This window comes from Citrobacter sp. Cf136 (genome assembly GCF_030333815.1).
Taxonomy (GTDB): Bacteria; Pseudomonadota; Gammaproteobacteria; order Enterobacterales; family Enterobacteriaceae; genus Citrobacter; species Citrobacter freundii.
The window spans coordinates 305,682-331,865 of the sequence record NZ_JAOWFE010000037.1 but is presented as its reverse complement, the minus strand read 5'-3'; the positions used below and the strand labels follow the sequence as shown (position 1 = coordinate 331,865).

Genomic DNA, 26,184 nt, shown 5'->3' with positions numbered 1-26,184 from the left:
TGTTATATCCGATTTAGATCACATTTATGCATTTAATGACTGCACGAAATTGACTCAAATCAAAAGATATATTGGTTCTACATCTTTCATCTTGAACAAAGGGAAACAATTTTATATATAAACGCGAATGATAATGATGATCATTTACATTCAATAAAGGTTCTCTTATGTTGCCACGGAATAACCAAAGGCCATTTATTCTTTCAGCCCTGACATTATGCATGTCCGGCGCCGCTTTTGCAGCTACCTCTCCAACACACGCTTCTACGTCCGACGAAGACACGGTTATCGTCACGGCTAACCGCACAGAAAGTAGTCTTTGGGATAGCCCGGCAACCATCCAGGTTATCGATCGCCAGACACTGCAAAACTCCACCAGCGTTTCTATTGCTGATGATTTACAAGATATTCCCGGCGTCGAAGTCACCGATAACGCCCTCGCAGGGCGGAAACAAATTCGTATCCGTGGCGAAGCGTCTTCGCGGGTGCTGATTTTGATCGACGGCCAGGTCGTCAGTTACCAACGTGCCGGACAAAACTACGGAGCCGGTTTGCTGATTGACGAATCCGCGCTGGAACGGATTGAAGTGGTCAAAGGCCCTTATTCTGTCCTCTACGGTTCGCAGGCGATTGGCGGTGTCGTAAACTTTATTACCAAAAAAGGCGGTGATAAGCCTCTCGGCGGCAGCGTTAAGGCTGTTTATAACTCCGCAACGGCAGGATGGGAAGAGTCGGCAGCGGCCTGGGGTAGCATCGGAAACTTTGACTACCGCATCAATGGCAGCTATTCCGACCAGGGGGACCGCGATACGCCTGACGGAAGATTGCCCAACACCAACTTCCGTAATAACGGCCAGGGCGTATGGCTGGGTTACAACTTCGATCGCCACAAAATTGGGCTCTCCCTCGATCGTTACAAACTGTCTACTCAAACCTGGTTTGACGATCCAGAGGGCCAGTTCGACGACTTTAGCGTCAAAATACCTAAGCTGGAACGCGAGAAAATCGGTCTTTTCTACGACTACGCGGCCGATGGGGATTACCTGAAGAACATCCATGTTGACGCATACAGCCAGACAATAGAGCGCAAATTTGAAAACCGGGTCAAAACGACCCAGGTTATTCCCAGCCCGATGATTAAAGCGCTGACGGTCAGCAATCAGACCAATACCAACGACAAACAGTATACCCAGGGGGTAACGCTACAGAGCAACTTCTCCCTGCCTGCTAACAACGAGCTGGTGATTGGCACTCAATATCAGCATGACAAAATAAAACAGGACACGGACGGCAGTACGCGCCAGACCGCAGCTACCGGCTTCTTCGATACGCAAACACGTACCCTGTCATACAACGAAGCGGAGCAAAGCAACACCTCATTGTTCGCGCAAAACGACTGGCGCTTTGCCGATGACTGGACGTGGACCGTGGGCGCACGCCAGTACTGGCTGTCTTCGAAGCTCAATCGCAACGATACGCAAACCCTGCAAAGCAGCGGCAGCACCTGGCAATCCACCGGAGGAAATTCCGTTCACGATGATGAACTGGTGACCTCAACCAGCCTACGCTATTCCGGTTTTAAAGATCTTGAACTTCGGGCTGCATATGCCCAAGGCTATGTCTTCCCCACGCTGACTCAGCTGTTTATGCAGACGTCCGCAGGCGGCAGCGTTACCTACGGCAATCCAAACCTGAAGGCGGAACACTCGAATAACTATGAGCTGGGTGCACGGTATAAAGGGAATATGTGGCTGATTGACGGTGCCATTTATTACTCCGAAGCCAAAGACTATATCGCCAGCCTGGCCTGTTCAGGTCAACCCGTATGCAGCGGTAATACCACCTCTTCACGGGGCGGCTATTACTACTACGACAACATCGATCGGGCCAAAACCTGGGGCATGGAACTCACCGCAGAATACGACGGCTGGGCAGTTTCACCTTACCTGAGCGGTAATCTCATTCGCCGTCAGTACGAAGGCAACACCCTTAAAACCTGGGATACCGGCGAACCCACTCTGACCGGGCGCGTCGGCCTGAAACATACCTGGTTGATGAACGCCGCTAACCTGACGTCCGATGTCTTTATCCGCGCGGCGTCCAGCGCCAAAGATAATACCGGCACCACGGAAATCAACTACCCAGGCTGGGCCACGCTTAACCTTGCATTCAACACCGAGTTCGGTCCGCAGGATCAGTATCAGGTCAACCTCGCGCTCAACAACCTGACCGACAAGCGTTACAGAACCGCGCATGAATCTATTCCAGACGCTGGTTTCAATGCCGCCGTTGGCTTTGCGTGGAATTTCTGACGATGAAAAAACTCTTGATTGGCTTACTGAGCCTCGCCTGCGTTTTCAGTGCCCAGTCCGCCGACCGCCTGGTGGTGGCGGGCGGCTCTCTTAGCGAACTGATATACGCCATGGGCATCGGCAACCGGGTGGTCGGCGTTGATGAAACCACCTCGTATCCACCCGAAACTGCCGCACTCCCGCATATCGGCTACTGGAAGCAGTTAAGCAGCGAGGGCATTTTATCGCTGCATCCGGACAGCTTTATCACCTGGCAGGATGCTGGCCCTCAAATCGTGTTGGATCAGTTGCGGGCGCAAAAAGTTAACGTCGTGACGTTGCCGCGCGTACCGGCCACCGTCGAACAGATGTACGCCAACATTCGGGAACTGGCTCAAACCCTGCGCATTCCCGAACAAGGTGAGACGTTGATCGATCGCATACGTCAACGTCTGGATCGCGTTCAGCACAACGTGGCAGCGAAAAACGCGCCGGTCAAAGCCATGTTCATTCTCTCCGCTGGCGGCAGCGCGCCACAGGTCGCCGGAAAAGGCAGCGTTGCCGATGCCATTATGACCCTCGCAGGCGCACAAAATGTCGCCACCCATGCGCAGTATAAAAGCTACAGCGCGGAATCGCTGATCGCCGCCAACCCAGAGGTGCTCGTGGTGACGTCGCAAATGGTCGATGGCGGTCTGGCTCGTCTGAGCGCGATTGCCGGGATTACCCACACTGCGGCCTGGAAAAACCAGCGCATTGTGGCGATTGACCAGGCGCTGATTCTGGGTATGGGGCCGCGCGTCGCCGATGCGGTTGAAGCCCTGCACCAGCAATTCTGGCCTCACTAACTGGATTTATAAAGAACAATGAAAACTGAACACTCGCTGGATCTCACCGCGCATTTTGCGCTCGAGGGAAGTCAGCCATTTAAGGATCGCCGCGCCACGATGCCCTGGCGTGGGGCGATCCCGGTTGCCAAAGAGCTATTGTCACAAACCTGGCAGGAGGTCATCAGCCAGCCAACCCCACCGCGGAAACGGTTGGTGTACTTGCATATCCCTTTCTGTGCAACACATTGTACTTTCTGCGGTTTTTATCAAAACCGCTTTGAAGAGGATCACTGCGCCCGCTACACCAACGCGCTATTACGCGAAATAGAGATGGAAGCCGATAGCGCATTGCATCAGTCGGCCCCGATTCACGCCGTCTATTTTGGCGGCGGTACACCGTCTGCGCTGTCGGCACGGGATCTGGCCAGAATCATCACCGCACTACGTGACAAGCTACCGCTGGCGCCGGACTGCGAAATCACCATTGAGGGGCGGGTACTCAATTTTGACGATGCGCGAATAGATGCCTGCCTTGACGCTGGCGCCAATCGATTTTCGATCGGCATTCAGTCATTTAACAGCCGGATCCGCAAGAAAATGGCGCGCACTTCGGACGGCCCGACCGCGATGGCCTTTATGCAGGGGTTGGTAAAACGGGATCGAGCCGCCGTGGTCTGCGATCTGCTGTTTGGTCTGCCAGGACAGGACGCAAAGGTGTGGAGCGAGGATCTGGCGATTGCCCGCGACATCGGCCTCGACGGCGTAGATCTTTATGCTCTGAACCTGCTCCCTAATACACCGCTTGGCAAAGCGGTTGAAACCGGGCGCACAACGGTTCCCTCTCCTGCCGAACGTCGCGACCTCTATCTTCAGGGCTGCGATTTTATGGACAGCGCGGGCTGGCGCTGCATCAGCAACAGCCACTGGGCGCGCACCACACGGGAACGCAATCTGTACAACCTGCTGATTAAACAGGGCGCAGACTGTCTGGCATTCGGCTCTGGCGCAGGAGGGTCAGTCAATGGCTATTCCTGGATGGTCGAGCGCAATCTGACCACATGGCATGAATCCATCGCCGCCGGAAAAAAACCGCTCATGATGATGATGCGCACCGCCGAGCGTGGTTTCCAGTGGCGACACACCCTCCAGGCCGGTATTGAAACGGCCCGCGTCCCGCTGGATGAACTGACACCTCATGCACAAAAACTGACCCCGCTACTGACCCAGTGGCATCACGCAGGACTGACGCGAGATGCCAGCACCTGTGTACGCCTGACCAATGAAGGGCGTTTTTGGGCGAGCAATATTTTGCAGTCTCTTGATGAACTGATTCAGGCACTTAACGCGCCGCGCATTGCGGTAGAGCAACCATAAAAGGAGTGAAGTATGAGCCATGTCTCTTTACAGGATTTTTTGAAAACTGAGCCGGACGGTACGCTGGAAGCTATCGCAGCCCAGTACAACACCACGCTGCTGGAGGTGGTGAAAAACCTCCCCTCCCCGACGCTGGTTTCCGGCGATCAATTTGATACCGTCTGGGAAACCGTCAGCGAATGGGGCAAAGTCACCACCCTGGTCCATACTGCTGATGTCATACTGGAATTCACGGGTGAATTACCTTCAGGATTCCACCGCCACGGTTACTTCAACCTGCGCGGCAAAAAAGGCATGACCGGTCATATCAAGGCAGAAAACTGCACACATATCGCCCTGATTGAACGCAAATTTATGGGCATGGACACCGCGTCCATTCTCTTCTTTAACCAGGCGGGTAGCGCTATGTTCAAAATTTTCCTCGGTCGGGATGAGCATCGTCAGCTACTGGCCGACCAGGTCAGCGCCTTTCACGCGCTGTCTTCATCCTTAAAGGAACATGCCTGATGGCTCCATGGCTCATTTTTGGTGCAGGTGGTAGCGGCGTCGGCGCGAAAACACTGGCACTCGCACTGGCGGAACAACGTCCGGTGATTGCCGTCGTTCGCAACGCGCAGGTCGCTGCCGGGTTGCAGGAAAAAGGTGTGCAGGTCTTCATTGGCGACGCCTGCGACAGCCAGGTCACCGCCTGTGCCTGTCGCGCAGCGGGTCAACATGCCACGGTGATCTCCTCCATGGGCGGTGCCCAGGATTATCTGGCGCACAGAACCGTCATTGATGAAGCAGAAAAAGCGGAGATCAAACGCATGATTCTGGTGACTTCGCTTGGCTGTGGCGACAGTTGGCCCTTTTTGTCCCCACGCGCCAGGGCCGCATTTGGTCAGGCGGTACGCGAAAAATCGTTGGCTGAAAGCTGGCTACAAACCAGTCAACTGGACTACGCCATTCTCCGCCCCGGCGGTTTGCTGAACGGTGCAGCCACAGGTCAGGCGCAACGGATACAGGCCGAGGAGTGCCATGGTTTTGTGATGCGTGCAGATGTTGCAAGGCACATTCACGAACTGGCTACAGCCCCGTCACTCAATAACCAGATTTACAGTTTGGTTGAGCCAGGACTGAAACCCGCGTAAACCCCTCGCGGCGCGGGAACTTCGCGCCGCAAAGACGTTATGGAGCGTTGCGTGCTTAAGGACTCGCTTTCTTCCGTCAGCATTCTGACGGGGCTTTCTCTGTTGTTGGTCGCTCTGATGCTCTTCGGAGCCAGCCAGGGGGCGCTGAACATTAGCTTCAGCGCGCTGTTCAACGACGAATACCGTGACATCTGGTTGAACATCCGCTTGCCCCGCGTGTTGCTGGCCGTTCTGGTAGGCGCAGCGCTGGCAACGGCAGGGGTCATTATGCAGGGGCTTTTTCGCAATCCGATGGCCGATCCTGGCCTGCTTGGTGTCAGTAGCGGCTCCGCGCTGATGGTCGGTATCGCGATAGTTATCCCCTTTTCGTTTCCCGTGGTGCTGATGCTGTATGAGCAGATGATTTTTGCCGTCGCAGGCAGCATGGTGGTCTGCACGATTATTTTCCTGATAAGCCAGCGTCATAGCCACGGCGGAATGATGCAACTGCTGTTAGCCGGTATCGCTATCAATGCTTTGTGCGGTTCGGCTATTGGCGTGCTGAGCTATGTGGGCGATGAGCAACAGCTACGTCAACTTACGCTGTGGATGATGGGCAATCTCGGCCAGGCCCAGTGGCCAACGCTGCTGGTTGCCAGTACCTTTGTTCTTCCAGCCATTGCTGTCACCGTCTGTATGGCGGGCACGCTTAATTTGCTGCAATTGGGTGATGAAGAGGCGCATTACCTCGGCGTGAACGTCAAACGTAAGCGCCAGCAGTTACTGTTGCTCAGCTCGCTACTGGTTGGTGCTGCCGTTTCCGTCAGCGGCGTAATTGGCTTTATTGGCCTGGTGATCCCACATCTGATCAGAATGACTACCGGCGCCGATCATCGCTGGTTGATTCCCTGCTCTACGCTGGCGGGCGCCTGTCTACTCCTGATTGCCGATACGCTGGCCCGCACTCTGGTGCAGCCTGCCGAAATGCCCGTTGGTCTGTTAACCAGCCTGATCGGAGGACCGTATTTTCTGTGGTTAATACTGCGTAGCCGGAGGGTGTCATGATCGTTGCTGAAAATCTGGTTTACCACATTCAGGGCAGACGATTGACCGATGATGTTTCCCTGACGCTACCTGAAGGAGAGATTATCGCGATTCTGGGCCCGAATGGCGCCGGGAAATCAACGCTGCTCCGCCAGCTCACGGGTTATCTGCAACCTCACAGTGGGCGCTGTAGCTTATTCGGCAAGCCGCTGAACGAATGGTCAATCACCGAGCTGGCAAAAACCCGTGCCGTGATGCGCCAGAACAGTCATATGGCCTTCCCGTTTAGCGTGCAGGAAGTCATTCGCATGGGCAGGCATCCGTATCGCACGCGCAATACGGGCGATGAAACGGAACACATCATGACGTTGTGCGACTGCCAGGCGCTGGCCGCGCGCGATTACCGGCATCTGTCGGGAGGAGAACAACAGCGAGTACAGCTGGCACGTCTGCTGGTTCAGCTTTGGGAGCCCGTGCCTCGGCCCAAATGGTTATTTCTCGATGAACCTACCTCCGCCCTGGATATTCACCACCAGCAGCACCTTTTTCGTCTGCTGCGTCGCCTGGCGCGTGAACGGCAGTTTAGCGTCTGCTGCGTCCTGCACGATCTCAACCTCGCAGCGCGTTATGCCGACCGCGTGGTATTGATGGAACGCGGCAGGATTATTGATAACGGGTATCCGCAGGATGTCCTGAAGCAACGGGCGCTGAACGCGCTGTACGGTGCCGATCTCACGGTCATAAATGAACCGGAGCATCGAACGCCGCTTATCGTTCTCAATCAATAACAGACCGGGAACGCTCTGAGGTGACGTTCCCGTTTTTTTCCCCCTTCGCCCCTTTTTTCATCTTTTCTAAAAACACCCTTGACCTTCCCCTTGCTGGAAGGTTTAACCTTTATCACAGTCAGTTAAACCTGCAATGAAGGAGTTGGTTATGTCTCAAACAATCGATCTAACCCTGGACGGTTTGTCCTGTGGTCACTGCGTAAAACGCGTTAAAGAAAGTCTGGAACAACGTCCGGATGTTGAGCAAGCGGATGTTACCGTGACAGAGGCCCATGTTACCGGGAGCGCCAGCGCAGAAGCGCTGATTGAAACCATCAAACAAGCCGGTTACGGCGCGGAGTTAAGCCACCCAAAGGCTAAACCGCTGACGGAGTCATCAATCCCGTCGGAAGCACTGGCAGCGGTCCCTTCCGAGCTTCCGGCAGCTACGGCTGATGATGACAGCCAACAGTTGCTGTTAAACGGCATGAGCTGCGCCAGTTGTGTGACCCGTGTACAAAATGCATTGCAAAGCGTACCGGGTGTCACCCAGGCACGGGTAAACCTGGCGGAACGCACTGCGCTGGTAATGGGCAGTGCCTCCGCCGCAGATTTAGTGCAGGCGGTGGAAAAAGCAGGCTACGGCGCAGAAGCCATTGAAGATGATGCTAAGCGCCGCGAGCGTCAGCAAGAAACCGCCGTGGCAACCATGAAACGTTTTCGCTGGCAGGCAGCCGTCGCGCTGCTGCTGGGTATCCCTGTCATGGTATGGGGAATGATTGGCGACAACATGATGGTGAGCGATGACAACCGCAGCCTGTGGCTGACGATTGGTCTGGCAACGCTTGCGGTGATGGTTTTCGCGGGCGGTCACTTTTACCGCAATGCGTGGAAAAGCCTGATGAACGGCACCGCGACTATGGATACGTTGGTCGCGCTGGGTACAGGGGTGGCATGGCTCTATTCCATGAGCGTCAACCTCTGGCCGCAATGGTTCCCGATGGAAGCGCGACACCTCTATTATGAAGCCAGCGCCATGATTATTGGTCTGATTAACCTCGGACACATGCTGGAAGCGCGGGCTCGCCAGCGCTCATCCAAAGCGCTGGAAAAACTGCTTGATCTGACGCCACCGACCGCACGCGTCGTTACTGACGAAGGTGAAAAGAACGTGCCGCTGGCAGACGTTCAGGCGGGAATGTTACTGCGCCTGACCACCGGCGACCGCGTGCCGGTCGATGGCGAAATCACCCAGGGCGAAGCCTGGCTGGATGAAGCTATGCTCACCGGTGAGCCGATTCCTCAGCAAAAAGGTGAAGGCGATAGCGTCCACGCCGGTACGGTCGTACAGGACGGCAGCGTGCTGTTCCGCGCCAGCGCCGTTGGCAGTCACACCACGCTGTCACGCATTATTCGTATGGTGCGTCAAGCGCAAAGCAGCAAACCGGAAATTGGCAAACTGGCCGACCGTATCTCCTCGGTGTTCGTTCCGGTCGTGGTCGCCATTGCGCTGGTCAGTGCGGCTATCTGGTATTTCTTTGGACCAGCACCGCAGATTGTCTATACGCTGGTCATTGCCACCACCGTTCTGATTATCGCCTGCCCTTGTGCGCTGGGTCTGGCAACGCCGATGTCGATTATTTCCGGCGTGGGGCGTGCCGCTGAGTTTGGGGTACTGGTACGCGATGCCGATGCGCTGCAGCGCGCCAGCACGCTCGATACTCTCGTCTTTGATAAGACCGGGACGCTGACTGAAGGCAAACCGCAGGTTGTCGCCATCAAAACGTTTGGCAACACCGATGAAGCGCGGGCAATTCGTCTGGCTGCAGCCCTTGAACAGGGTTCCAGCCACCCGCTGGCCAGGGCGATTCTGGACAAAGCAGGCGATGTCTCGCTGCCGCAGGTCAACGGTTTCCGTACGCTGCGCGGGTTAGGCGTCAGCGGCGAGACCGAAGGTCATACGTTGCTGCTGGGAAATCAGGCACTGCTCAATGAACAGCAGGTAGATACCACTGAAATGGAGGCTGAAATCACCGCTCAGGCTTCCCAGGGTTCAACTCCGGTCCTGTTGGCGATTGATGGTAAAGCAGCGGCGCTGTTAGCGGTGCGAGATCCACTGCGTAGCGACAGCGTGGCAGCGCTCCAGCGCCTGCACCGCGCCGGGTATCGTTTGGTGATGCTGACCGGCGACAACCCAACGACCGCCAACGCCATCGCCAAAGAGGCGGGTATTGACGAGGTGATTGCGGGCGTTCTGCCGGACGGTAAGGCCGAGGCGATCAAGCGTCTGCAGAGCCAGGGGCGTCAGGTCGCCATGGTCGGTGACGGTATCAACGATGCACCTGCGCTGGCTCAGGCCGATGTAGGGATCGCCATGGGTGGCGGCAGCGATGTGGCGATTGAAACAGCCGCGATTACGCTGATGCGTCATAGCCTGATGGGCGTTGCGGATGCGCTGTCTATCTCCCGGGCAACGCTACGCAATATGAAACAGAACCTGCTCGGCGCGTTTATCTACAACAGCATCGGCATCCCGGTTGCCGCTGGGATCCTGTGGCCGTTCACCGGCACGCTGCTCAACCCGGTAGTCGCCGGGGCGGCGATGGCGCTTTCTTCCATTACCGTGGTGAGCAACGCGAACCGACTGCTGCGCTTCAAACCTAAAGAGTAACCCTTTGCCGGATGGCGCTATCAACTGCGCCATCCGGCAATTCACACATTGCGACTTTTCCGGCCACGCGCTAGCATGGTTCTCCACTTAGGGAGGTCGTATGGATTTGTTATACCGGGTAAAAGCATTATGGTCTGCACTGCGCGGCAACCACTATACCTGGCCTGCCATCGACATCTCTTTGCCCGGCAACCGCCATTTTCATCTGATTGGCAGCATTCACATGGGCAGCCGCGATATGGCGCCTCTGCCTGCCAAATTACTCAAAAAGCTCAAGCATGCCGATGCGCTGATTGTCGAAGCGGATGTTTCCGGTGACGACGCGCCGTTTGCCAACCTTCCGATCTTTGCTGCACTCGAAGAACGTCTCAGCCCGGAGCAGTTAGAAAACCTGCGTAAAGTCACCAACGAACTGGGCATTTCCCCATCCTTGTTATCTACTCAGCCGTTGTGGCAAATTGCCATGGTATTACAGGCAACGCAGGCACAGCAGCTAGGGCTGCGAGCGGAATACGGGATTGATTATCAACTGTTGAATGCGGCTAAACAGGCGCATAAACCGATAATCGAACTGGAAGGCGCATCCAGTCAAATCGAGCTGTTATGTCAGTTGCCTGATAACGGACTGGCCCTGTTGGACGATACTCTGACGCATTGGCATACCAATGCCAGACTGCTCCAGCAGATGATGGGCTGGTGGCTTGAAACGCCACCGCACAATAGCGAACTGACGCTTCCCAATACCTTTAGCCAGTCGTTGTATGACGTATTGATGCATCAACGCAACACAGCCTGGCGCGATCGGCTCAGAGCGATGCCTGCTGGTCACTACGTCGTGGCCGTTGGCGCGCTGCATTTATACGGAGAAGGAAATTTGCCGGAGATGTTACGGTAAAAAAAAATGGCCAATATCTCTATTGGCCCGTCAAAGAGGAATTTCATCATTATTATGATCCCGGCGCTTAAAGCGTCGGTGTAGTTCGATTGTCGCTCAAAGTCATCATCCTGCCAATACTATTGCGCAAGATGGTACTATTTTTTAGACAGACATCAGGCGTATGCTTGAGTCGTATTTTGTCTGGGCCAGGAAAATTGCTATGACACCCGCCGTTAAATTACTCGAAAAAAACAAAATTTCTTTCCAGATCCACACCTACGATCACGATCCGTCCGAGACGAACTTTGGTGATGAAGTGGTGCGAAAGTTAGGTCTGAACGCGGACCAGGTTTACAAAACGCTGCTGGTTGCCGTGAATGGCGACATGAAGCATCTGGCGGTCGCCGTCACACCGGTAGCAGGTCAACTGGATCTCAAAAAGGTTGCCAAAGCATTGGGTGCCAAAAAGGTCGATATGGCCGATCCCATGGTCGCGCAACGCACTACCGGCTATCTGGTAGGCGGTATTAGCCCGCTGGGGCAGAAAAAAAGATTGCCGACGCTTATCGACGCGCCTGCTCAAACGTTTGACACCATTTATGTTTCCGGCGGCAAACGCGGGCTGGATATCGAACTGGCAGCGAGCGATCTGGCGAAAATTCTGGATGCGAAATTCGCCGATATCGCCCGCCGGGATTAAGCGGTTATAGAATGAATGCCTGATGGCGCGCAGCTTTAAGGCCTACAAATCGCACTGACCTGTAGGCCGGATAAGGTGCCAGCACCGCCATCCGGCACTCCGCCCTGTTACTGCCAGCTCACATCACCCTTCGGCTCATACGCACTGGCATCCAGCGGTGAGTTCTTCTGTACGTACTCTTTCAGCACTTCCGCATCAATAAACCCGGTATTCACATAGCCTGGTTTGTTATCAATGCGCGGATAGCCATCACCGCCGGTGGCGTTGAAGCTCAGCGTTGCCATACGATAGGTTTTGGCTGGGTCGACAGGTTCGCCTTTGATTTTCAAATCGTTAAGTTTGCCGTCTTTCGCTACAAAGCTGACGTTGGCAAACTGCGGGTAGGCTCCGGAGTCCGGCTTCATTTGCGCCACCGCGGTCAGATAATCAATCACTTCTTTCCCGCTCATATCGGCATACACCACGATATTGCCAAACGGCTGTACCTTCAGCACGTTCTTATAGGTGATATCGCCGCCTTCGATGGAGTCACGGATACCGCCGCCGCTCATCACGCCAAAATCAGCGCTGGTTCGCGCCATTTGCGCAGCCAGCAGCAAGTGCCCCATATTGGTTTGCACGAAACGGACTTTGCTACGGTCGCCTTCGAGGCGCGCATTGACGCTACCGATTTTCACGTCGAGCTGCGCTTTACCTTTATTCTGGAACGGCGTCAGCAGCGAAAGCATTTGCTGATTTTCAACAATCTCCGGGGTGTAGAGTACGCGCTCACTTTTACCGTTGTCCCAGGTCACTTTTTTCTTCAGATTAACGGGAATGAGTTGGTAGTTAACCATTTTCATTTCGCCGTTACGGAACTCAAAGTCCGCCCGGCCCACGTATTTGCCCCACTCGTGTGCCTGTACAATCCAGATCCCATTTTGCTTATCTGGCGCACACGGCGTACCCGGTACGTAATCAACCTGCTTCTTATTTTCCGCAGCCATACACACCGGATCCTGCGAGTGGCCACCGACAATCATCGCCAGCGAACCTGCTGGCAGGCTGCGCGCCATTTCGACATCGCCAGGGGCGTTCGAGCCGTGGTTGCCGTTGTCATAATGTCCCATATGGGTGGTCGCGACAATGATGTCTGGCTTTTCACCCATATTCAGTTCCTGAATAACCAGTTTGGCTTCATCAGCAGGTTTACGGAATTCGATATCGGTAAAGAACTCGGGGTTGCCAATTTTCGCCGTATCGTCAGTGGTTAAACCAAGTACGGCAATTTTTAAATCCTGGCGCTTAAAGATGGCCCACGGCTTAAATAAACGCTCGCCGGTGCTTTTCTGATAAATGTTGGCCGAGAGAAACGGAAATTTGGACCATTTTTCCTGCTGGCGCAATACGCTAAGCGGATTATCAAACTCGTGGTTTCCGACCGCCATCGCGTCATAGCCAATCAGGTTCATACCGCGGAAATCAGGTTCCGCATCCTGCAGATCGGACTCCGGTACGCCGGTATTAATATCACCACCAGAAAGCAGCAGTACGCTGCCCCCTTCCTCAGCCACCTCTTTACGAATACCGTCCACCAGCGTTTTTTGCGCCGCCAGTCCGTATTCCCCATATTCGCTACGCCAGAAGTGACCGTGATGATCGTTGGTATGCAGAATGGTAATTTTGTAGGTTTTATCTTTTTCGTACGCCTGAGCTGGCTGACCTGCCAGCGTAAATGCGGCTAATAACGCCAGCGCCACGCCCCGTTTTAAAAACTTCATATTTCTCTCCCTGAGCCAAAATCAACGACTGAAATTACAATGATATGAAATAATAGTCGAAAATGTTTTCAGAAATGAGACTTCCTTCAAACACCTTCCGCAGGTATGTTAGTCAGGTAATAATAACAAATTAGATTACCCTCATAATCGCAACCCAAACAGAAGTGACTTTCTATGGCAATAAGTGAACCAACCCAGCCTGTGGCTGGCGCGTCAGCGTCGGTTGCTAAAGCACGCACCTCATTTGGCATTTTAGGAGCGATCAGCCTCTCCCATTTGCTAAACGATATGATTCAGTCGCTGATCCTGGCGATTTATCCGCTATTGCAGTCAGAGTTCTCGCTGACGTTTATGCAGATCGGGATGATCACCCTAACCTTCCAGTTAGCTTCTTCGCTGCTGCAACCGGTGGTGGGTTACTGGACGGACAAATACCCGATGCCGTGGTCGCTGCCCATAGGAATGTGCTTCACGCTGAGCGGGCTTGTTTTGCTGGCCATGGCCGGCAGCTTCCATATGGTGCTGCTCGCCGCGGCGCTGGTTGGCACCGGCTCTTCGGTATTTCACCCGGAATCGTCCCGTGTGGCGCGTATGGCCTCCGGCGGTCGCCACGGCCTTGCCCAATCGATTTTCCAGGTTGGCGGCAACTTCGGCAGCTCACTGGGACCGTTGCTGGCGGCTGTCATCATCGCGCCATATGGTAAGGGTAATGTGGCCTGGTTTGTTCTGGCTGCGCTATTAGCGATTGTCGTCCTGGCACAAATCAGCCGTTGGTATGCCGCGCAGCATCGGATGAGTAAAGGAAAGCCGAAGGTCGCTATCGTTAATCCGTTGCCGCGTAATAAAGTGGTGCTGGCTGTAAGCATCCTGCTGGTACTGATTTTCTCCAAATACTTCTATATGGCGAGCATCAGCAGCTATTACACCTTTTATCTGATGCAAAAATTCGGATTATCGGTACAAAACGCCCAGTTTCACCTGTTTGCCTTCCTGTTTGCCGTCGCGGCCGGGACGGTGATTGGCGGACCATTAGGCGATAAAATTGGCAGAAAATATGTTATTTGGGGGTCTATCCTCGGCGTTGCGCCATTTACCCTCGTTTTACCCTACGCAACGCTGGAATGGACCGGGATTTTAACCGTGATCATTGGTTTTATCCTCGCATCGGCGTTTTCTGCCATTCTGGTTTACGCACAGGAGTTGCTTCCTGGGCGTATCGGCATGGTTTCTGGGTTATTTTTCGGTTTTGCCTTCGGCATGGGTGGCTTGGGAGCCGCGGTGTTAGGGCTGATTGCCGACCATACCAGTATCGATTTGGTCTACAAAATATGTGCTTTCCTGCCACTTCTGGGGATACTGACCATATTCTTACCTGATAACCGACATAAAGCCTGATTTTCTGACGGCCAAAGGTAAACTTTGGTCGTCATCACTTACAGTGACCATAAGCGTTTGCCTCAAACATCCCCTCGTAGTTTTCCGATCCGTGCTTTTTTTCCTTTAAAATCCCGTTTTCTTCAAAATTCAATAATTATTCATAAACATAAACATTAAAATTGTCATAAACTATTACTCGCAGTTTGGGTTTTTAGGATCATCACAGCAACCAAAGGAGACGGAATGCATCACGCCACCCCGCTTATCACCACCATTGTCGGCGGCCTTGTACTCGCTTTTATATTAGGCATGATTGCCAATAAACTACGTATTTCTCCTCTGGTGGGATATCTGTTAGCGGGCGTTCTGGCCGGTCCATTTACACCTGGTTTTGTTGCTGATACTAAGCTCGCGCCTGAACTGGCCGAGCTTGGCGTTATTCTGCTGATGTTCGGCGTCGGGCTGCACTTTTCCCTGAAGGATTTGATGGCGGTAAAGTCAATCGCCATTCCCGGCGCGATTGCCCAGATAGCAGTGGCAACGCTGCTGGGTATGGCGCTTTCAGCTGTATTAGGCTGGTCGCTGATGGTGGGGATCGTGTTTGGTCTGTGTCTTTCAACCGCCAGCACCGTGGTGCTACTGCGTGCGCTTGAAGAACGACAGCTCATTGACAGCCAGCGCGGGCAAATTGCCATTGGCTGGCTGATTGTCGAAGATCTGATGATGGTACTGACGCTGGTTCTCCTGCCAGCCGTCGCCGGAATGTTGGAAAAAGAAGATGTCGGCTTCGCTTCGCTGGCTGTCGATATGGGCATTACCATCGGTAAGGTGGTGGCGTTTATCGCGATTATGATGCTGGTGGGTCGTCGCCTGGTACCGTGGATTATGGCCCGCAGCGCCGCAACCGGTTCACGCGAACTGTTTACCCTCTCAGTCCTCGCCCTCGCCTTAGGTATCGCCTTCGGCGCAGTAGAGCTGTTCGATGTCTCCTTTGCACTGGGCGCGTTCTTCGCCGGTATGGTGCTGAATGAATCTGAGCTGAGCCACCGTGCGGCGCATGACACCCTGCCGCTGCGCGATGCGTTCGCCGTGCTGTTCTTCGTTTCCGTCGGAATGCTGTTCGATCCGTTAGTCCTGATCCAGCAGCCGTTGGCAGTACTGGGCACGCTGGCGATTATCATCTTTGGTAAATCCCTTGCCGCCTATTTCCTGGTGCGCATGTTTGGTCACTCTCAACGCACGGCGCTCACCATTGCCACCAGTCTGGCGCAAATTGGTGAATTTGCCTTTATCCTGGCGGGTCTGGGAATGGCGTTAAACCTGCTGCCGCAGGCCGGACAGAATCTGGTGCTGGCAGGGGCAATCCTGTCCATAATGCTCAACCCGGTGCTGTTCGCGGTGTTAGAAAAATATCTCGCCAAAACAGAAACGCTGGAAGAGCAGACTCTGGAAGAGGCTATCGAAGAAGAGAAGCAAATTCCGGTGGATATCTGCAATCACGCCCTGCTGGTTGGCTTTGGTCGCGTCGGCAGCCTGCTGGGTGAGAAATTGATGGCTGCCGGGATCCCGCTGGTGGTTATCGAAACCTCACGTACCCGGGTGGATGAACTGCGCGAGCGTGGGATCCGCGCGGTGCTAGGAAATGCCGCTAACGAAGAGATTATGAATCTGGCGCATCTGGATTGCGCACGCTGGCTGTTGCTAACCATTCCGAATGGCTATGAAGCGGGTGAAATTGTCGCTTCCGCTCGCGAGAAGTGCCCGTCGATTGAGATTATCGCCCGCGCACATTATGACGATGAGGTGGAATATATTACCGAGCGCGGCGCCAATCAGGTCGTCATGGGCGAGCGTGAAATCGCCCGTACCATGCTGGAGCTAATTGAAACGCCGCCTGCCGGTGAAGTTGCTACCGCCAGTTAATGTTACGTGCCGGATGGCGGCGTAAAACGCCTTATCCGGCCTGCTATTGCTACGCGTAGGCCCGATAAGCGTAGCGCCATCGGGCAAGAACTCAGCGATCCCAGTACGACTCTTCGAGACTGTCTTCACGTTCCGGCAAACCGCGCGTCAGGCGCGGTGAATGCTGGTTCAGCACCTGGTAACTCACGCGGTTAGCATATTTACACACCTGGGCTAGCGACGAATAGGTCAGCCAGGTGAACTTGTGCTTGCTGGAGTTAGGCACGTTACTGCGGTGATAGCTGTTGGCAGTAATATCATGCAGCAATGCCGCCAGCGCGCCGTCGCCAGCACCGTTGGTATTCATTATCTTTTCTGGCCCGCCCATATACGGTGCAATGTGCGAATACACACGCAGCGGATTGGTACAGTCTTTATGGCGCATGGCGCGGCTGAATTCGTACTGATTGAATTCGGCAATCGCTCCAGGCAGCAGCGGATGCTGGGTTTTACGTTTGACTTCTTCTTCCGTAAAGCCCGCCATATACAGACCCGCCGGACCCGCAGTGCACAGCACCAGATCCACCCAGTCCAGCGCCTTGTCAGACGCCAGCAGCGGATCGTTCTCGCCGGTCAGCGCTTCAGCCTCTTCTTCATTCATCGCCAGAATAGAGACATGCTCTTTGAGGAATGCCTGCCACCACTGCGGGTTATCGGCAATGACGAATTTGGTGCCCAGCGTCAGTACCACCGGCACATTGTGTTTTTTAGCGTATTCAATCGCCTTCATGGTCGCTTCCGGCATCGGCTCGCCCGGCTCGCAGCGCACCAGATAGGACGTCAGCACCAACGCGGACGCTCCGGCAATCACCGACTCAGGGATGCTATCCGCCCGTAGCTTATTCATATGCCCAGGGCTGATTGCGAAGGTACGCTCTCCGGATTCACCAATCAGCGTAAAGCAACGACCAATCGGTCCATTAACGCCTTGTAGGTAGTTCAGATCGGTACGGCTGGAGGTATTGCATAAATAGCGGTACGCATAGCTGCCAATCTCGATATTGCTGCACATCACGCCCAGCAGCACCGAGCGGTCATCCGCCAGCACGGAGTAGTTGTGCATCGTGTTACCGATCGTACCGCCCGCAAACTGATGGGTGATCAAATTTTCACGCACCAGTTCCTGATAGAGCGCTTCCGCGACATCATCGGCAATCACCAGAGAATGCCCGGCGCTTAATCCATAACGTTTTACAAAGTCATCATCCACTTTGGCTTCAATATCCACCAGCGTCTGGTCGATACCCACCACCCAGGCTGCGCTGGTTTCATTTTCTGGCTGAATTTGTTGCAACAACGGATCGCGCGCGCTGACGGGAAAATAGTGTTTGGATTTACGTTTACCGGGAAATTTCATGGTCGATTTTACGGGTGGTTAACTGAGCGATGCATGGTAGCACATTCCCTGCTGCGCATGCGATGCGACGCTGAGTTTCAATATCGGACGGTGAGATCGCAGTTTATCCGGGATTAATTTCTACAATAACTCACCTTCACAAGGAGCGTTTTATGAAGCCGGAAAACAAAATCCCCGTACTCGACAAAATTTCGGATGAAATGAAAAGCGTGGTGAATTTTCATCGCGACGATTTGCCGCCGTGGCCCGCTGCCGATGACTTCGTGGCCCAGCGCCAACACTACATTCATGAGCGGCGACTGTGGAATGCCGATGCCCCGCAGATGCATACCCGAGAATGCGTGATTTCTACCGCGTGCGGCCCCGTTGCCACACGCATCTACGCTCCGCAGCCCCAAAGCCAGGCCACGCTGTATTACCTGCACGGCGGCGGTTTTATTCTCGGTAATCTGGATACCCATGACCGTATTATGCGTTTACTTGCGCATTACACCCAGTGCACGGTGATCGGCATCGACTATTCGCTGGCGCCGGAGGCCCGCTACCCACAAGCCGTCGAAGAGATCGTCGCCGTTTGCCAGTACTATCATCAACATGCTGGCGACTATTCCCTCAATATCAATACGATTGGTTTTGCGGGCGATTCCGCCGGAGCCATGCTGGCGCTTGCCAGTGCGCTGTGGCTGCGGGATAAACGCATTGCCTGCGGCAAGGTGGCTGGCGTGCTGTTGTGGTATGGGCTTTACGGGCTACAGGATTCACTGAGCCGACGGCTGATGGGCGGAGCGTGGGATGGGTTAACCCGCGAGGACTTGCAGATGTATGAAAACGCGTACCTACGTAGCGCTGACGATCGCGAGTCACCGTACTATTGCCTGTTTAATAACGACCTGACGCGTGACGTGCCGCCGTGTTTTATCGCCGGCGCGGAGTTCGATCCACTGATTGACGATAGCCGCTTATTATTCCAGACGTTACAGGCGCATCAGCAGCCCTGCCAGTACAAAATGTATCCCGGTACGCTGCACGCCTTCCTGCACTATTCGCGGGTGATGAAAACCGCCGATGAAGCTCTGCAGGACGGCGCGCGTTTCTTTAAGCAACAGCTTTAGCGGTAGGCGGCGGTCAGTTTAACCATCATTTCGATATGTTCCGGTGTGGCATTCAACGCCGGAATATACTCATATTGCTTACCGCCAGCCTCAAGGAAAATCTCCCGGTTTTGCACCGCTATCTCTTCCAGCGTTTCGAGGCAATCAGCCGCGAAGCCCGGACACATAACCTGGATATGTCTGGTTCCTTTCTCCGCCAGCATTTTTAACGTTTCGTCGGTATACGGCGTCAGCCAGGGTTCGCGGCCAAAGCGAGACTGGAAGGTCATCATGACTTTTTCCGGCGGCAGACCAAGCGCTGAAACCAGCTCACGCGTCGTATCGCGACAGCGCTGCGGGTAGTCATCGCCTTCATCGGCGTAGCGCTGCGGAATGCCGTGGTAGGAGAGCACCAGTAAATCAGGTTCGCCATGTTGAGCGAATGAATCCCGGGCACTCTTGGCCAGCGCATCAATGTAGCTGCTGTCATCGGCGTAATCACGAATAAAAGAGACGCCGGGAATACCGCGTTTACGCGCTAAGATGCGCGCCAGCTCGTCCCAGACTGCTGCAACCGTCGAACAGGAATATTGCGGGTACAGCGGTAACACCACCATGTGTTCCACTCCGCTTGCCAACAGTTCATCGACCGCGCTTTCGAGCGATGGCGAACCGTAGCTCATCCCCAGCGCGACAGGGGTATCAGGCAGACGTTGTGCCAGCGCCTGCTGTTGCGCCTTGCTGTAGACCATCAGCGGGGAACCGTCTTCCATCCAGATTGACTGGTACAGCTTTGCCACACGCGGCGCTCGCAGCGGCAAAATCACACCACGCAGCAGCGGCCACCACAGTGCAGGGGACGTATCAACTACGCGTGGATCGCTTAAAAACTGGCGCAGGTAGCGCTTAACGGCTTCGGGAGTTGGGGCATCGGGAGTGCCGAGGTTTGCCAGCAGGATACCGGTTTTCGTCTGACGCATTACCGCCTCTTATCGATTCAAATTGTTGATAATTGTAGCGGAAAAGCGGTAAAGAAGAACTAATTGCTGTGAAAGGTAAGACGAGAATTTGCCTGATGACGCTGCGCTTATCAGGCCTACGAGATAATGGCAGACCTGATAAGAGGTTTATTACGCGAAAAAATTAGCCGAGGATTTTTTCCAGCGCTGCGCGCACGTCAGCCACGGCCTGAGTGCCGTCAACTTTCGCGTATTTGGTGTTACCCGCCTGCGCTTCTTTAGAGTAGTAGCCGATCAGCGGTGCGGTCATCTGATGGTATTCCACCAGGCGCTTACGTACGGTCTCTTCCTGATCGTCTTTACGGGTGGTCAGCTCTTCGCCGGTCACGTCGTCTTTGCCTTCAACCTTAGGCGGGTTGAATTTGATGTGGTAAACGCGGCCAGAAGCAGCGTGTACGCGGCGACCGACGATACGGTCAACGATCAGTTCGTCAGGTACGTCAAACTCCAGAACGTAGTCCACGTTGATGCCCGCTTCTTTCATGGCGTCTGCCTGCGGAATAGTACGCGGGAAGCCATCAAGCAGGAAACCATTACGGCAGTCTTCCTGAGCAATACGCTCTTTTACCAGCGCGATCACCAGCTCATCAGTCACCAACTTACCGGCGTCCATGATGTCTTTCGCTTGTTTGCCCAGCTCGGAGCCAGATTTCACGGCGGCACGCAGCATATCACCGGTGGAGATTTGCGGAATACCATACTTCTCCATGATGAACTGAGCCTGAGTTCCTTTACCCGCGCCCGGAGCGCCAAGCAGAATGATACGCATTACGAAAATCCCCTTAAAGGTTGTCGATATTTTTTAAAAAGCGCTAAACGATACCACCATCACGCAATTGGCTCAAGGAAGGTAGTCTGCGCTGAAACGGTTAATGGCGGGAAAATTGAAAATAAGGAAAGAAATTGCCGGATGGCGGTGTAAACACCTTATCCGGCCTACGATCAAAAAGATGTTGTAGGCCGGATAAGCGTTAGCGCCATCCGGCATTACATTACAGGTATCAGGATACCAGCAACTGGTTCATACGACGAATGAACTGGTTCGGGTCTTCCAGCGTGCCGCGCTCGGCAAACAGCGCCTGATCCAGCAGCAGCTCAACCCACTCTTTGAACTGTGCTTCGTCCTGAGTATCCGCCGTGCGTTTTACCAGCACGTGGTCCGGGTTCAGTTCAAAGATATATTTCACTTCCGGTACGGCCTGGCCTGCAGCGGCAAACAGTTTCGCCATCTGGGTGCTCATTTCATCCGCATCGGTGGTAACGATGGCTGGCGTGTCGGTCAGACGGTGAGTCAGACGCACTTCTTTCACGCGGTCACCCAACAGGGTTTTCACACGCTCAACGAACGGCGTCAGCGCTTTTTCCGCTTCTTTTGCCGATTCGTCAACTTCATCCGCCAGCTTGTCGATGGACTCGTCAGCTTTAGCAACGGACTGGAATGCCTTACCGTCGAACTCGGTCAGGTAGTTCATCATCCACTCATCGATGCGGTCAGAAAGCAGCAGCACTTCGATGCCTTTCTTACGCAGCAGTTCCAGGTGCGGGCTGCTCTTCGCCGCCGCATAGCTGTCTGCAGTGATGTAGTAGATTTTCTCCTGCCCTTCTTTCATTCGCGACATGTAATCTTCCAGCGACACGGTTTGCGCGGAGGAGTCAGTGTGCGTAGACGCGAAGCGCATCAGTTTAGCGATCGTTTCCTGGTTGGCGTGGTCTTCCGCCGGGCCTTCTTTCAGCACCAGGCCGAATTGCTTCCAGAAGGTCTGGTATTTTTCCGCGTCGTCTTTCGCCAGTTTTTCCAGCATCTGCAGTACGCGTTTGGTCAGCGCGCTGCGCAGGTTACGAGTGACGGTGCTGTCCTGCAGGATCTCGCGAGAAACGTTCAGCGGCAGATCGTTAGAATCTATCAGACCGCGGACAAAGCGCAGGTAGTTCGGCATGAACTGCTCGGCATCGTCCATGATGAAGACACGCTGGACGTACAGTTTCAGACCATGCTTGTGATCGCGGTTCCACATATCCCACGGCGCCTGCGACGGGATATACAGCAGGCTGGTGTACTCCTGCTTACCTTCCACACGGTTGTGGCTCCAGGTCAGCGGGTCAGTGAAGTCGTGGGCGATGTGCTTGTAGAATTCGTTGTACTCGTCGTCTTTGATTTCCGACTTGTTACGGGTCCACAGCGCCTGCGCCTTGTTGATTTTTTCCCAGGAAACCACGGTCTCGCCGTCTTTCTCTTCGGATTTTTCGATCTCTACCGGCAGCGCAATATGGTCGGAATATTTGCTGATGATGGAACGTACGCGCCAGTCATCGAGGAACTCGTCTTCGCCTTCACGCAGATGCAGAGTAATTTCGGTACCACGGTCTTCTTTGGTAATATCAGCAACGGTGTACTCGCCTTCGCCCGCAGATTCCCAGAACACGCCGTTTTCCGGTTTATCACCCGCAGCACGGGTACGCACGGTGACTTTGTCCGCCACGATGAAGGCAGAGTAGAAACCAACCCCGAACTGACCGATCAACTGGCTGTCTTTCGCCTGATCGGAGCCCATAGATTCGAGGAAAGATTTGGTGCCGGATTTCGCAATGGTCCCCAGATGATCGATAACGTCATCACGGTTCATCCCCACGCCGTTATCGGCAATGGTCAACGTACGCTTATCTTTATCGAAGGAAACACGCACACGCAGCTCACCGTCACCTTCATACAGGTCCGGGTTAGACAGTGCGCGGAAACGCAGCTTGTCTGCCGCATCCGAGGCGTTAGAGATAAGCTCACGCAGGAAGATTTCTTTATTGGAATACAGAGAATGGATCATCAGGTGCAGAAGCTGTTTTACTTCTGACTGAAAACCACGAGTTTCTTGTCCTTTCATGTAGATCTACCTCAACAATGCCATATTCAATGGTAAAAACACGTTGAGGGTGAAATGGGGACAAGCGGGAAGGATTTCAAGCGGAAGCCGCCGTCGCGGCCTCCGTTTGTTCAGAATTTAATCTTGTGTCGTCCTGCCAGAGAGTGCGACAGCGTGGTGCCATCGACCATTTCCAGCTCGCCGCCTACCGGAACGCCATGGGCGATACGGCTGGCTTCAACGCCATATTGCATGCAAAGCTCAGCAATATAGTTGGCGGTCGCCTCTCCTTCGACCGTGGGATTGGTCGCCAGAATCAGTTCGTTGATTTGCTCAGACGCCAGTCGCTGTTCAAGACGATCCAGCCCGATATCATCAGGCCCGATACCGTCCAGCGGCGACAGGTGTCCCATCAGCACGAAGTAACGTCCGGAAAATTGCCCGGTTTGCTCAATGGCGTAGATGTCCGCCGGACTCTCCACCACGCAAATCTGACCGTTTTCCTGGCGACGCGGGTTCGAGCAGATGTTGCAGACTTCCTGCTCTGTGAAGGTGCGGCAATCGGCACAGTGGCCGATTTCCGACATCGCCTTCGTTAACGCCTGCGCCAGACGCATCCCGCCGCTGCGATCGCGCTGAAGCAGCGTGAACGCCATGCGCTGCGCCGACTTCGGGCCAACGCCCGGCAGACAGCGCAGTGCTTCCATAAGCTGAGTTAACAGCGGGCTGGTTTGCATCAGAACGGCATCTTAAAGCCAGGCGGCAACTGCATTCCGGAAGAAACAGAGGCCATCTTCTCTTTCTGCGTCTCTTCAATGCGACGCGCCGCGTCATTGAATGCCGCAGCAACCAGGTCTTCCAGCATCTCTTTGTCGTCTTCCAGCAGGCTTGGATCGATCTCCACGCGACGGCAGTTATGCGCGCCGTTGATGGTCACTTTTACCAGACCCGCGCCAGATTCGCCGGTCACTTCCAGCTTGGCGACTTCTTCCTGCATCTGCTGCATTTTTTCTTGCATCTGCTGGGCCTGTTTCATCAGGTTACCCAGACCGCCTTTACCAAACATAGGCTTCTCTCTCAATCACGTTAAGGGATGACGACCGTCAAACCATTAGGCTGACGATCAAATGGGGCGAATACTCTCTTCGTCCAGCTCCGCATCGAAAAAACGACGCAGCGTCTGGATGTTATTATCCGCAATAATCGACTCACGCGCCTGCGCGAGCTTCTCTTCATAAATGGCCTGACGCCACTCCAGCGGCGTGCGCACCGCAGGATTATCATCTTCAACGATGGTCAATTCAACCGTTGACCCCGTTAAGGAACTCAGTGCTTCGGCCAGTTTTTGCTGCGCGCCGCTGGAATTAAGGTGTCGCTGCGTGGAACGCAGGTGCAGGCAAACCACGTTGCCATTCTCTTCTTTCCAGGCATTAAGCGCCACCTGCTCCACCAGTTTAGGCAGCGAGAGCTGGCTCACCTGGGCGGCCCACGGGTCGCGTTCAATGGCTTCAGCCGCAAGCTTTGCTGCCAGTTCCGGCGTTTTTTCATGCTCAAGCGCTTTTTTCAGCGCTTTCGGCGTGGCGACGACTTCTTTGACTTCTGCAACAGGATTGGTCGCTTTCCAGCGATACGCTTCTTTCTTCGCTGGTGCTTTTTCCAGCGCAGAGACTGCCGGACGCGCCTGAACACGTTCCGACACCGAAGCCAGTCTTTCCAGCGCAGCATTATTCACCGGCCGCGCGCGGGAAGCGGCTGCCGGTTCACTCTTTTTTGCTTTGGTTGCTCCCTGAGCACGTTGCAGTTGACTGCGCGCCGCCAGCACCTGACTGGTGGCATCGGAAAGCGGCACATTCTGTTGCTGTTGCGCTGGCGCAGGTTGCTGCTGTGGCACCTGCGTCGGGGTCATCACCGCTGTGGGTGCGACCGGGGCAAACGACTGGCGCGGGACTTCAGGTTCCGGGAGCGGCATGCGCGGATGAAAAGCCAGCGCACGCAGCAGCGTCATTTCGACGCCCATTCGTCTGTCCGGCGCATACGGCAGTTCTTTGCGTCCGATTAACAGGGTCTGGTAGTAAAGCTGCACATCGGTAGGCGGTACAATTCGCGCCAGTTCACGCATACGCTGTTCAATGGCGGCCATATCGCTACCGAGCGCAGCAGGTGAAAGCTGAACCATGGCAATACGATGCAGCAAAGCCGACATCTCAACCAGCAGCGCTTCCCATTCGATACCACGCGCGGCGGCGTCGTTCACCAGCGTCATCACGCGTTCGCCGTCCGCAGCCACAACCGCTTCAACAAGCGAGAGCGCCTGGTCGTCGTCCAGCGTGCCGAGCATAGTGCTGACCGCGTCGGTCGAGACCTGACCATCGCCGCTGGCAATCGCCTGATCGGTCAAACTCAGCGCATCGCGCAGGCTGCCGTCTGCGGCACGAGCCAGCAGTTGCAGCGCACGTGGCTCATGGGCGATATGCTCTTCTTTGAGAATATGCTCAAGCTGATGGCGAATCTGTTCGACATCCAGCGCTTTAAGATGGAATTGCAGACAGCGTGACAGGATGGTCACCGGCAGCTTCTGCGGATCGGTGGTCGCCAGCAGGAATTTGACGTGCGCGGGCGGCTCTTCGAGCGTTTTCAGCAAGGCGTTAAAACTGTGGCGCGACAGCATGTGCACTTCGTCGATCAAATAGACCTTAAAGCGACCGCGCGCGGGCGCATACTGAACGTTATCCAGCAGATCGCGAGTATCTTCGACTTTGGTGCGTGAGGCGGCATCGATTTCAATCAAATCGACAAAACGCCCCTGCTCAATTTCCCGGCAGTTATCGCACACGCCGCACGGCGTAGCGGTGATGCCAGTTTCACAGTTTAATCCCTTCGCCAGCAAGCGGGCGATAGAGGTTTTTCCGACGCCACGGGTGCCGGAAAACAAATAAGCATGATGAATACGCCCTAACGACAAGCCGTTCGCCAGTGCCGTCAGCACATGTTCCTGGCCGACGACGTCAGCAAAGGTTTGTGGGCGCCATTTTCGGGCTAAGACCTGATAACTCATTGGCAGGCTCTGAAAGGCTGGAGGGTGGATTCACAGGAGGGTAAT

At 54.6% G+C, this 26,184-nt stretch carries 21 protein-coding genes and 1 other annotated feature; of the genes, 13 read left to right on the top strand and 8 right to left on the bottom strand.

What is annotated here, in order from left to right:
* The first annotated feature begins 167 nt into the window (after positions 1-167).
* The 10 genes from OGV98_RS15390 to ybaK all read left to right on the top strand — a co-directional run bounded on the left by OGV98_RS15390 (position 168) and on the right by ybaK (position 11,663).
* Positions 168-2,312 carry a TonB-dependent receptor plug domain-containing protein gene (locus OGV98_RS15390; RefSeq protein ID WP_286551670.1) on the top strand — a complete coding sequence of 715 codons (2,145 nt, stop codon included), beginning with the start codon at positions 168-170 and terminating at the stop codon, positions 2,310-2,312.
* Between the two features lie 2 nt (positions 2,313-2,314).
* Positions 2,315-3,139, top strand: a complete 825-nt coding sequence (locus OGV98_RS15385; RefSeq protein ID WP_057101242.1) for a heme/hemin ABC transporter substrate-binding protein — start codon at positions 2,315-2,317, stop codon at positions 3,137-3,139.
* Positions 3,140-3,157: 18 nt separating this feature from the next.
* On the top strand, positions 3,158-4,495 hold the full coding sequence (gene hutW, locus OGV98_RS15380) for a heme anaerobic degradation radical SAM methyltransferase ChuW/HutW (protein ID WP_003835810.1): 1,338 nt from the start codon (positions 3,158-3,160) through the stop codon (positions 4,493-4,495).
* 12 nt (positions 4,496-4,507) lie between these two features.
* A complete protein-coding gene (gene hutX, locus OGV98_RS15375; RefSeq protein ID WP_003021812.1) occupies positions 4,508-5,002 on the top strand; it encodes a heme utilization cystosolic carrier protein HutX in 495 nt (164 codons plus the stop codon).
* Entirely contained in the window at positions 5,002-5,625 is a 624-nt protein-coding gene (gene chuY / locus OGV98_RS15370; RefSeq protein ID WP_003021809.1) for an anaerobilin reductase, read from the top strand. The genes hutX and chuY overlap by 1 nt, the downstream gene beginning before the upstream one ends.
* 51 nt (positions 5,626-5,676) lie before the next feature.
* The gene (locus OGV98_RS15365) at positions 5,677-6,669 is read left to right on the top strand and encodes a FecCD family ABC transporter permease (RefSeq protein ID WP_210943690.1); all 993 of its coding nucleotides are present in this window, start codon (positions 5,677-5,679) and stop codon (positions 6,667-6,669) included.
* Positions 6,666-7,436, top strand: coding sequence for a heme ABC transporter ATP-binding protein (locus OGV98_RS15360; RefSeq protein WP_202580713.1), 771 nt, complete (start codon positions 6,666-6,668; stop codon positions 7,434-7,436). The genes OGV98_RS15365 and OGV98_RS15360 overlap by 4 nt, the downstream gene beginning before the upstream one ends.
* Positions 7,437-7,584: 148 nt before the next feature.
* Positions 7,585-10,086: a copper-exporting P-type ATPase CopA gene (copA, locus tag OGV98_RS15355; protein WP_192474492.1), complete on the top strand. Its 2,502-nt coding sequence runs from the start codon at positions 7,585-7,587 to the stop codon at positions 10,084-10,086.
* Positions 10,087-10,186: 100 nt separating this feature from the next.
* The gene (locus OGV98_RS15350) at positions 10,187-10,981 is read left to right on the top strand and encodes a TraB/GumN family protein (RefSeq protein WP_016149720.1); all 795 of its coding nucleotides are present in this window, start codon (positions 10,187-10,189) and stop codon (positions 10,979-10,981) included.
* A 202-nt stretch (positions 10,982-11,183) separates the two neighbouring features.
* Positions 11,184-11,663: a Cys-tRNA(Pro)/Cys-tRNA(Cys) deacylase YbaK gene (gene ybaK, locus OGV98_RS15345; protein ID WP_003021794.1), complete on the top strand. Its 480-nt coding sequence runs from the start codon at positions 11,184-11,186 to the stop codon at positions 11,661-11,663.
* Between the two features lie 107 nt (positions 11,664-11,770).
* On the opposite strand, the gene ushA is transcribed toward ybaK, so the two are convergent.
* The gene (gene ushA, locus OGV98_RS15340) at positions 11,771-13,423 is read right to left on the bottom strand and encodes a bifunctional UDP-sugar hydrolase/5'-nucleotidase UshA (protein ID WP_202580714.1); all 1,653 of its coding nucleotides are present in this window, start codon (positions 13,421-13,423) and stop codon (positions 11,771-11,773) included.
* Between the two features lie 174 nt (positions 13,424-13,597).
* On the opposite strand from ushA, the gene fsr reads away from it, so the two are divergent.
* Together fsr and ybaL are read left to right on the top strand one after the other, a co-directional pair.
* Positions 13,598-14,818 (top strand): fosmidomycin MFS transporter, encoded by a 1,221-nt coding sequence (gene fsr, locus OGV98_RS15335; RefSeq protein WP_003021788.1) that lies wholly within the window; start codon positions 13,598-13,600, stop codon positions 14,816-14,818.
* Between the two features lie 225 nt (positions 14,819-15,043).
* Positions 15,044-16,723: a YbaL family putative K(+) efflux transporter gene (ybaL, locus tag OGV98_RS15330; protein WP_003835904.1), complete on the top strand. Its 1,680-nt coding sequence runs from the start codon at positions 15,044-15,046 to the stop codon at positions 16,721-16,723.
* A 91-nt stretch (positions 16,724-16,814) separates the two neighbouring features.
* Here the strand turns inward: ybaL and gsk are convergent, their stop codons facing one another.
* Complete coding sequence (gsk, locus tag OGV98_RS15325; RefSeq protein ID WP_003021781.1) at positions 16,815-18,119, bottom strand: inosine/guanosine kinase; 1,305 nt, start codon at positions 18,117-18,119, stop codon at positions 16,815-16,817.
* A 152-nt stretch (positions 18,120-18,271) separates the two neighbouring features.
* Here gsk and aes point away from each other — a divergent pair, with 152 nt between their 5' ends.
* A complete protein-coding gene (gene aes / locus OGV98_RS15320) occupies positions 18,272-19,231 on the top strand; it encodes an acetyl esterase (RefSeq protein WP_202580715.1) in 960 nt (319 codons plus the stop codon).
* On the opposite strand, the gene hemH is transcribed toward aes, so the two are convergent.
* The 6 genes from hemH to dnaX all read right to left on the bottom strand — a co-directional run bounded on the left by hemH (position 19,228) and on the right by dnaX (position 26,139).
* A complete protein-coding gene (gene hemH, locus OGV98_RS15315) occupies positions 19,228-20,190 on the bottom strand; it encodes a ferrochelatase (RefSeq protein WP_202580716.1) in 963 nt (320 codons plus the stop codon). The genes aes and hemH overlap by 4 nt on opposite strands.
* 163 nt (positions 20,191-20,353) lie before the next feature.
* Positions 20,354-20,998: an adenylate kinase gene (adk, locus tag OGV98_RS15310; protein WP_003021773.1), complete on the bottom strand. Its 645-nt coding sequence runs from the start codon at positions 20,996-20,998 to the stop codon at positions 20,354-20,356.
* A 232-nt stretch (positions 20,999-21,230) separates the two neighbouring features.
* A complete protein-coding gene (gene htpG, locus OGV98_RS15305) occupies positions 21,231-23,105 on the bottom strand; it encodes a molecular chaperone HtpG (protein ID WP_088902650.1) in 1,875 nt (624 codons plus the stop codon).
* A gap of 110 nt (positions 23,106-23,215) precedes the next feature.
* Complete coding sequence (gene recR, locus OGV98_RS15300; RefSeq protein ID WP_286551663.1) at positions 23,216-23,821, bottom strand: recombination mediator RecR; 606 nt, start codon at positions 23,819-23,821, stop codon at positions 23,216-23,218.
* Positions 23,821-24,150: a YbaB/EbfC family nucleoid-associated protein gene (locus tag OGV98_RS15295; RefSeq protein ID WP_003021764.1), complete on the bottom strand. Its 330-nt coding sequence runs from the start codon at positions 24,148-24,150 to the stop codon at positions 23,821-23,823. The genes recR and OGV98_RS15295 overlap by 1 nt, the downstream gene beginning before the upstream one ends.
* 57 nt (positions 24,151-24,207) lie before the next feature.
* Complete coding sequence (gene dnaX / locus OGV98_RS15290) at positions 24,208-26,139, bottom strand: DNA polymerase III subunit gamma/tau (protein WP_003021761.1); 1,932 nt, start codon at positions 26,137-26,139, stop codon at positions 24,208-24,210.
* Positions 24,811-24,875: a sequence feature (DnaX frameshifting element), on the bottom strand. It overlaps the preceding gene by 65 nt.
* Positions 26,140-26,184: the final 45 nt, after the last annotated feature.

Bases quoted from the DNA above. Each gene is read 5' to 3' on its own strand.
- OGV98_RS15390 (WP_286551670.1), top strand. From the start codon at position 168: ATGTTGCCACGGAATAACCAAAGGCCATTTATTCTTTCAGCCCTGACA.
- OGV98_RS15385 (WP_057101242.1), top strand. From the start codon at position 2,315: ATGAAAAAACTCTTGATTGGCTTACTGAGCCTCGCCTGCGTTTTCAGT.
- hutW (WP_003835810.1), top strand. From the start codon at position 3,158: ATGAAAACTGAACACTCGCTGGATCTCACCGCGCATTTTGCGCTCGAG.
- hutX (WP_003021812.1), top strand. From the start codon at position 4,508: ATGAGCCATGTCTCTTTACAGGATTTTTTGAAAACTGAGCCGGACGGT.
- chuY (WP_003021809.1), top strand. From the start codon at position 5,002: ATGGCTCCATGGCTCATTTTTGGTGCAGGTGGTAGCGGCGTCGGCGCG.
- OGV98_RS15360 (WP_202580713.1), top strand. From the start codon at position 6,666: ATGATCGTTGCTGAAAATCTGGTTTACCACATTCAGGGCAGACGATTG.
- copA (WP_192474492.1), top strand. From the start codon at position 7,585: ATGTCTCAAACAATCGATCTAACCCTGGACGGTTTGTCCTGTGGTCAC.
- OGV98_RS15350 (WP_016149720.1), top strand. From the start codon at position 10,187: ATGGATTTGTTATACCGGGTAAAAGCATTATGGTCTGCACTGCGCGGC.
- ybaK (WP_003021794.1), top strand. From the start codon at position 11,184: ATGACACCCGCCGTTAAATTACTCGAAAAAAACAAAATTTCTTTCCAG.
- ushA (WP_202580714.1), bottom strand. From the start codon at position 13,423: ATGAAGTTTTTAAAACGGGGCGTGGCGCTGGCGTTATTAGCCGCATTT.
- fsr (WP_003021788.1), top strand. From the start codon at position 13,598: ATGGCAATAAGTGAACCAACCCAGCCTGTGGCTGGCGCGTCAGCGTCG.
- ybaL (WP_003835904.1), top strand. From the start codon at position 15,044: ATGCATCACGCCACCCCGCTTATCACCACCATTGTCGGCGGCCTTGTA.
- gsk (WP_003021781.1), bottom strand. From the start codon at position 18,119: ATGAAATTTCCCGGTAAACGTAAATCCAAACACTATTTTCCCGTCAGC.
- aes (WP_202580715.1), top strand. From the start codon at position 18,272: ATGAAGCCGGAAAACAAAATCCCCGTACTCGACAAAATTTCGGATGAA.
- hemH (WP_202580716.1), bottom strand. From the start codon at position 20,190: ATGCGTCAGACGAAAACCGGTATCCTGCTGGCAAACCTCGGCACTCCC.
- adk (WP_003021773.1), bottom strand. From the start codon at position 20,998: ATGCGTATCATTCTGCTTGGCGCTCCGGGCGCGGGTAAAGGAACTCAG.
- htpG (WP_088902650.1), bottom strand. From the start codon at position 23,105: ATGAAAGGACAAGAAACTCGTGGTTTTCAGTCAGAAGTAAAACAGCTT.
- recR (WP_286551663.1), bottom strand. From the start codon at position 23,821: ATGCAAACCAGCCCGCTGTTAACTCAGCTTATGGAAGCACTGCGCTGT.
- OGV98_RS15295 (WP_003021764.1), bottom strand. From the start codon at position 24,150: ATGTTTGGTAAAGGCGGTCTGGGTAACCTGATGAAACAGGCCCAGCAG.
- dnaX (WP_003021761.1), bottom strand. From the start codon at position 26,139: ATGAGTTATCAGGTCTTAGCCCGAAAATGGCGCCCACAAACCTTTGCT.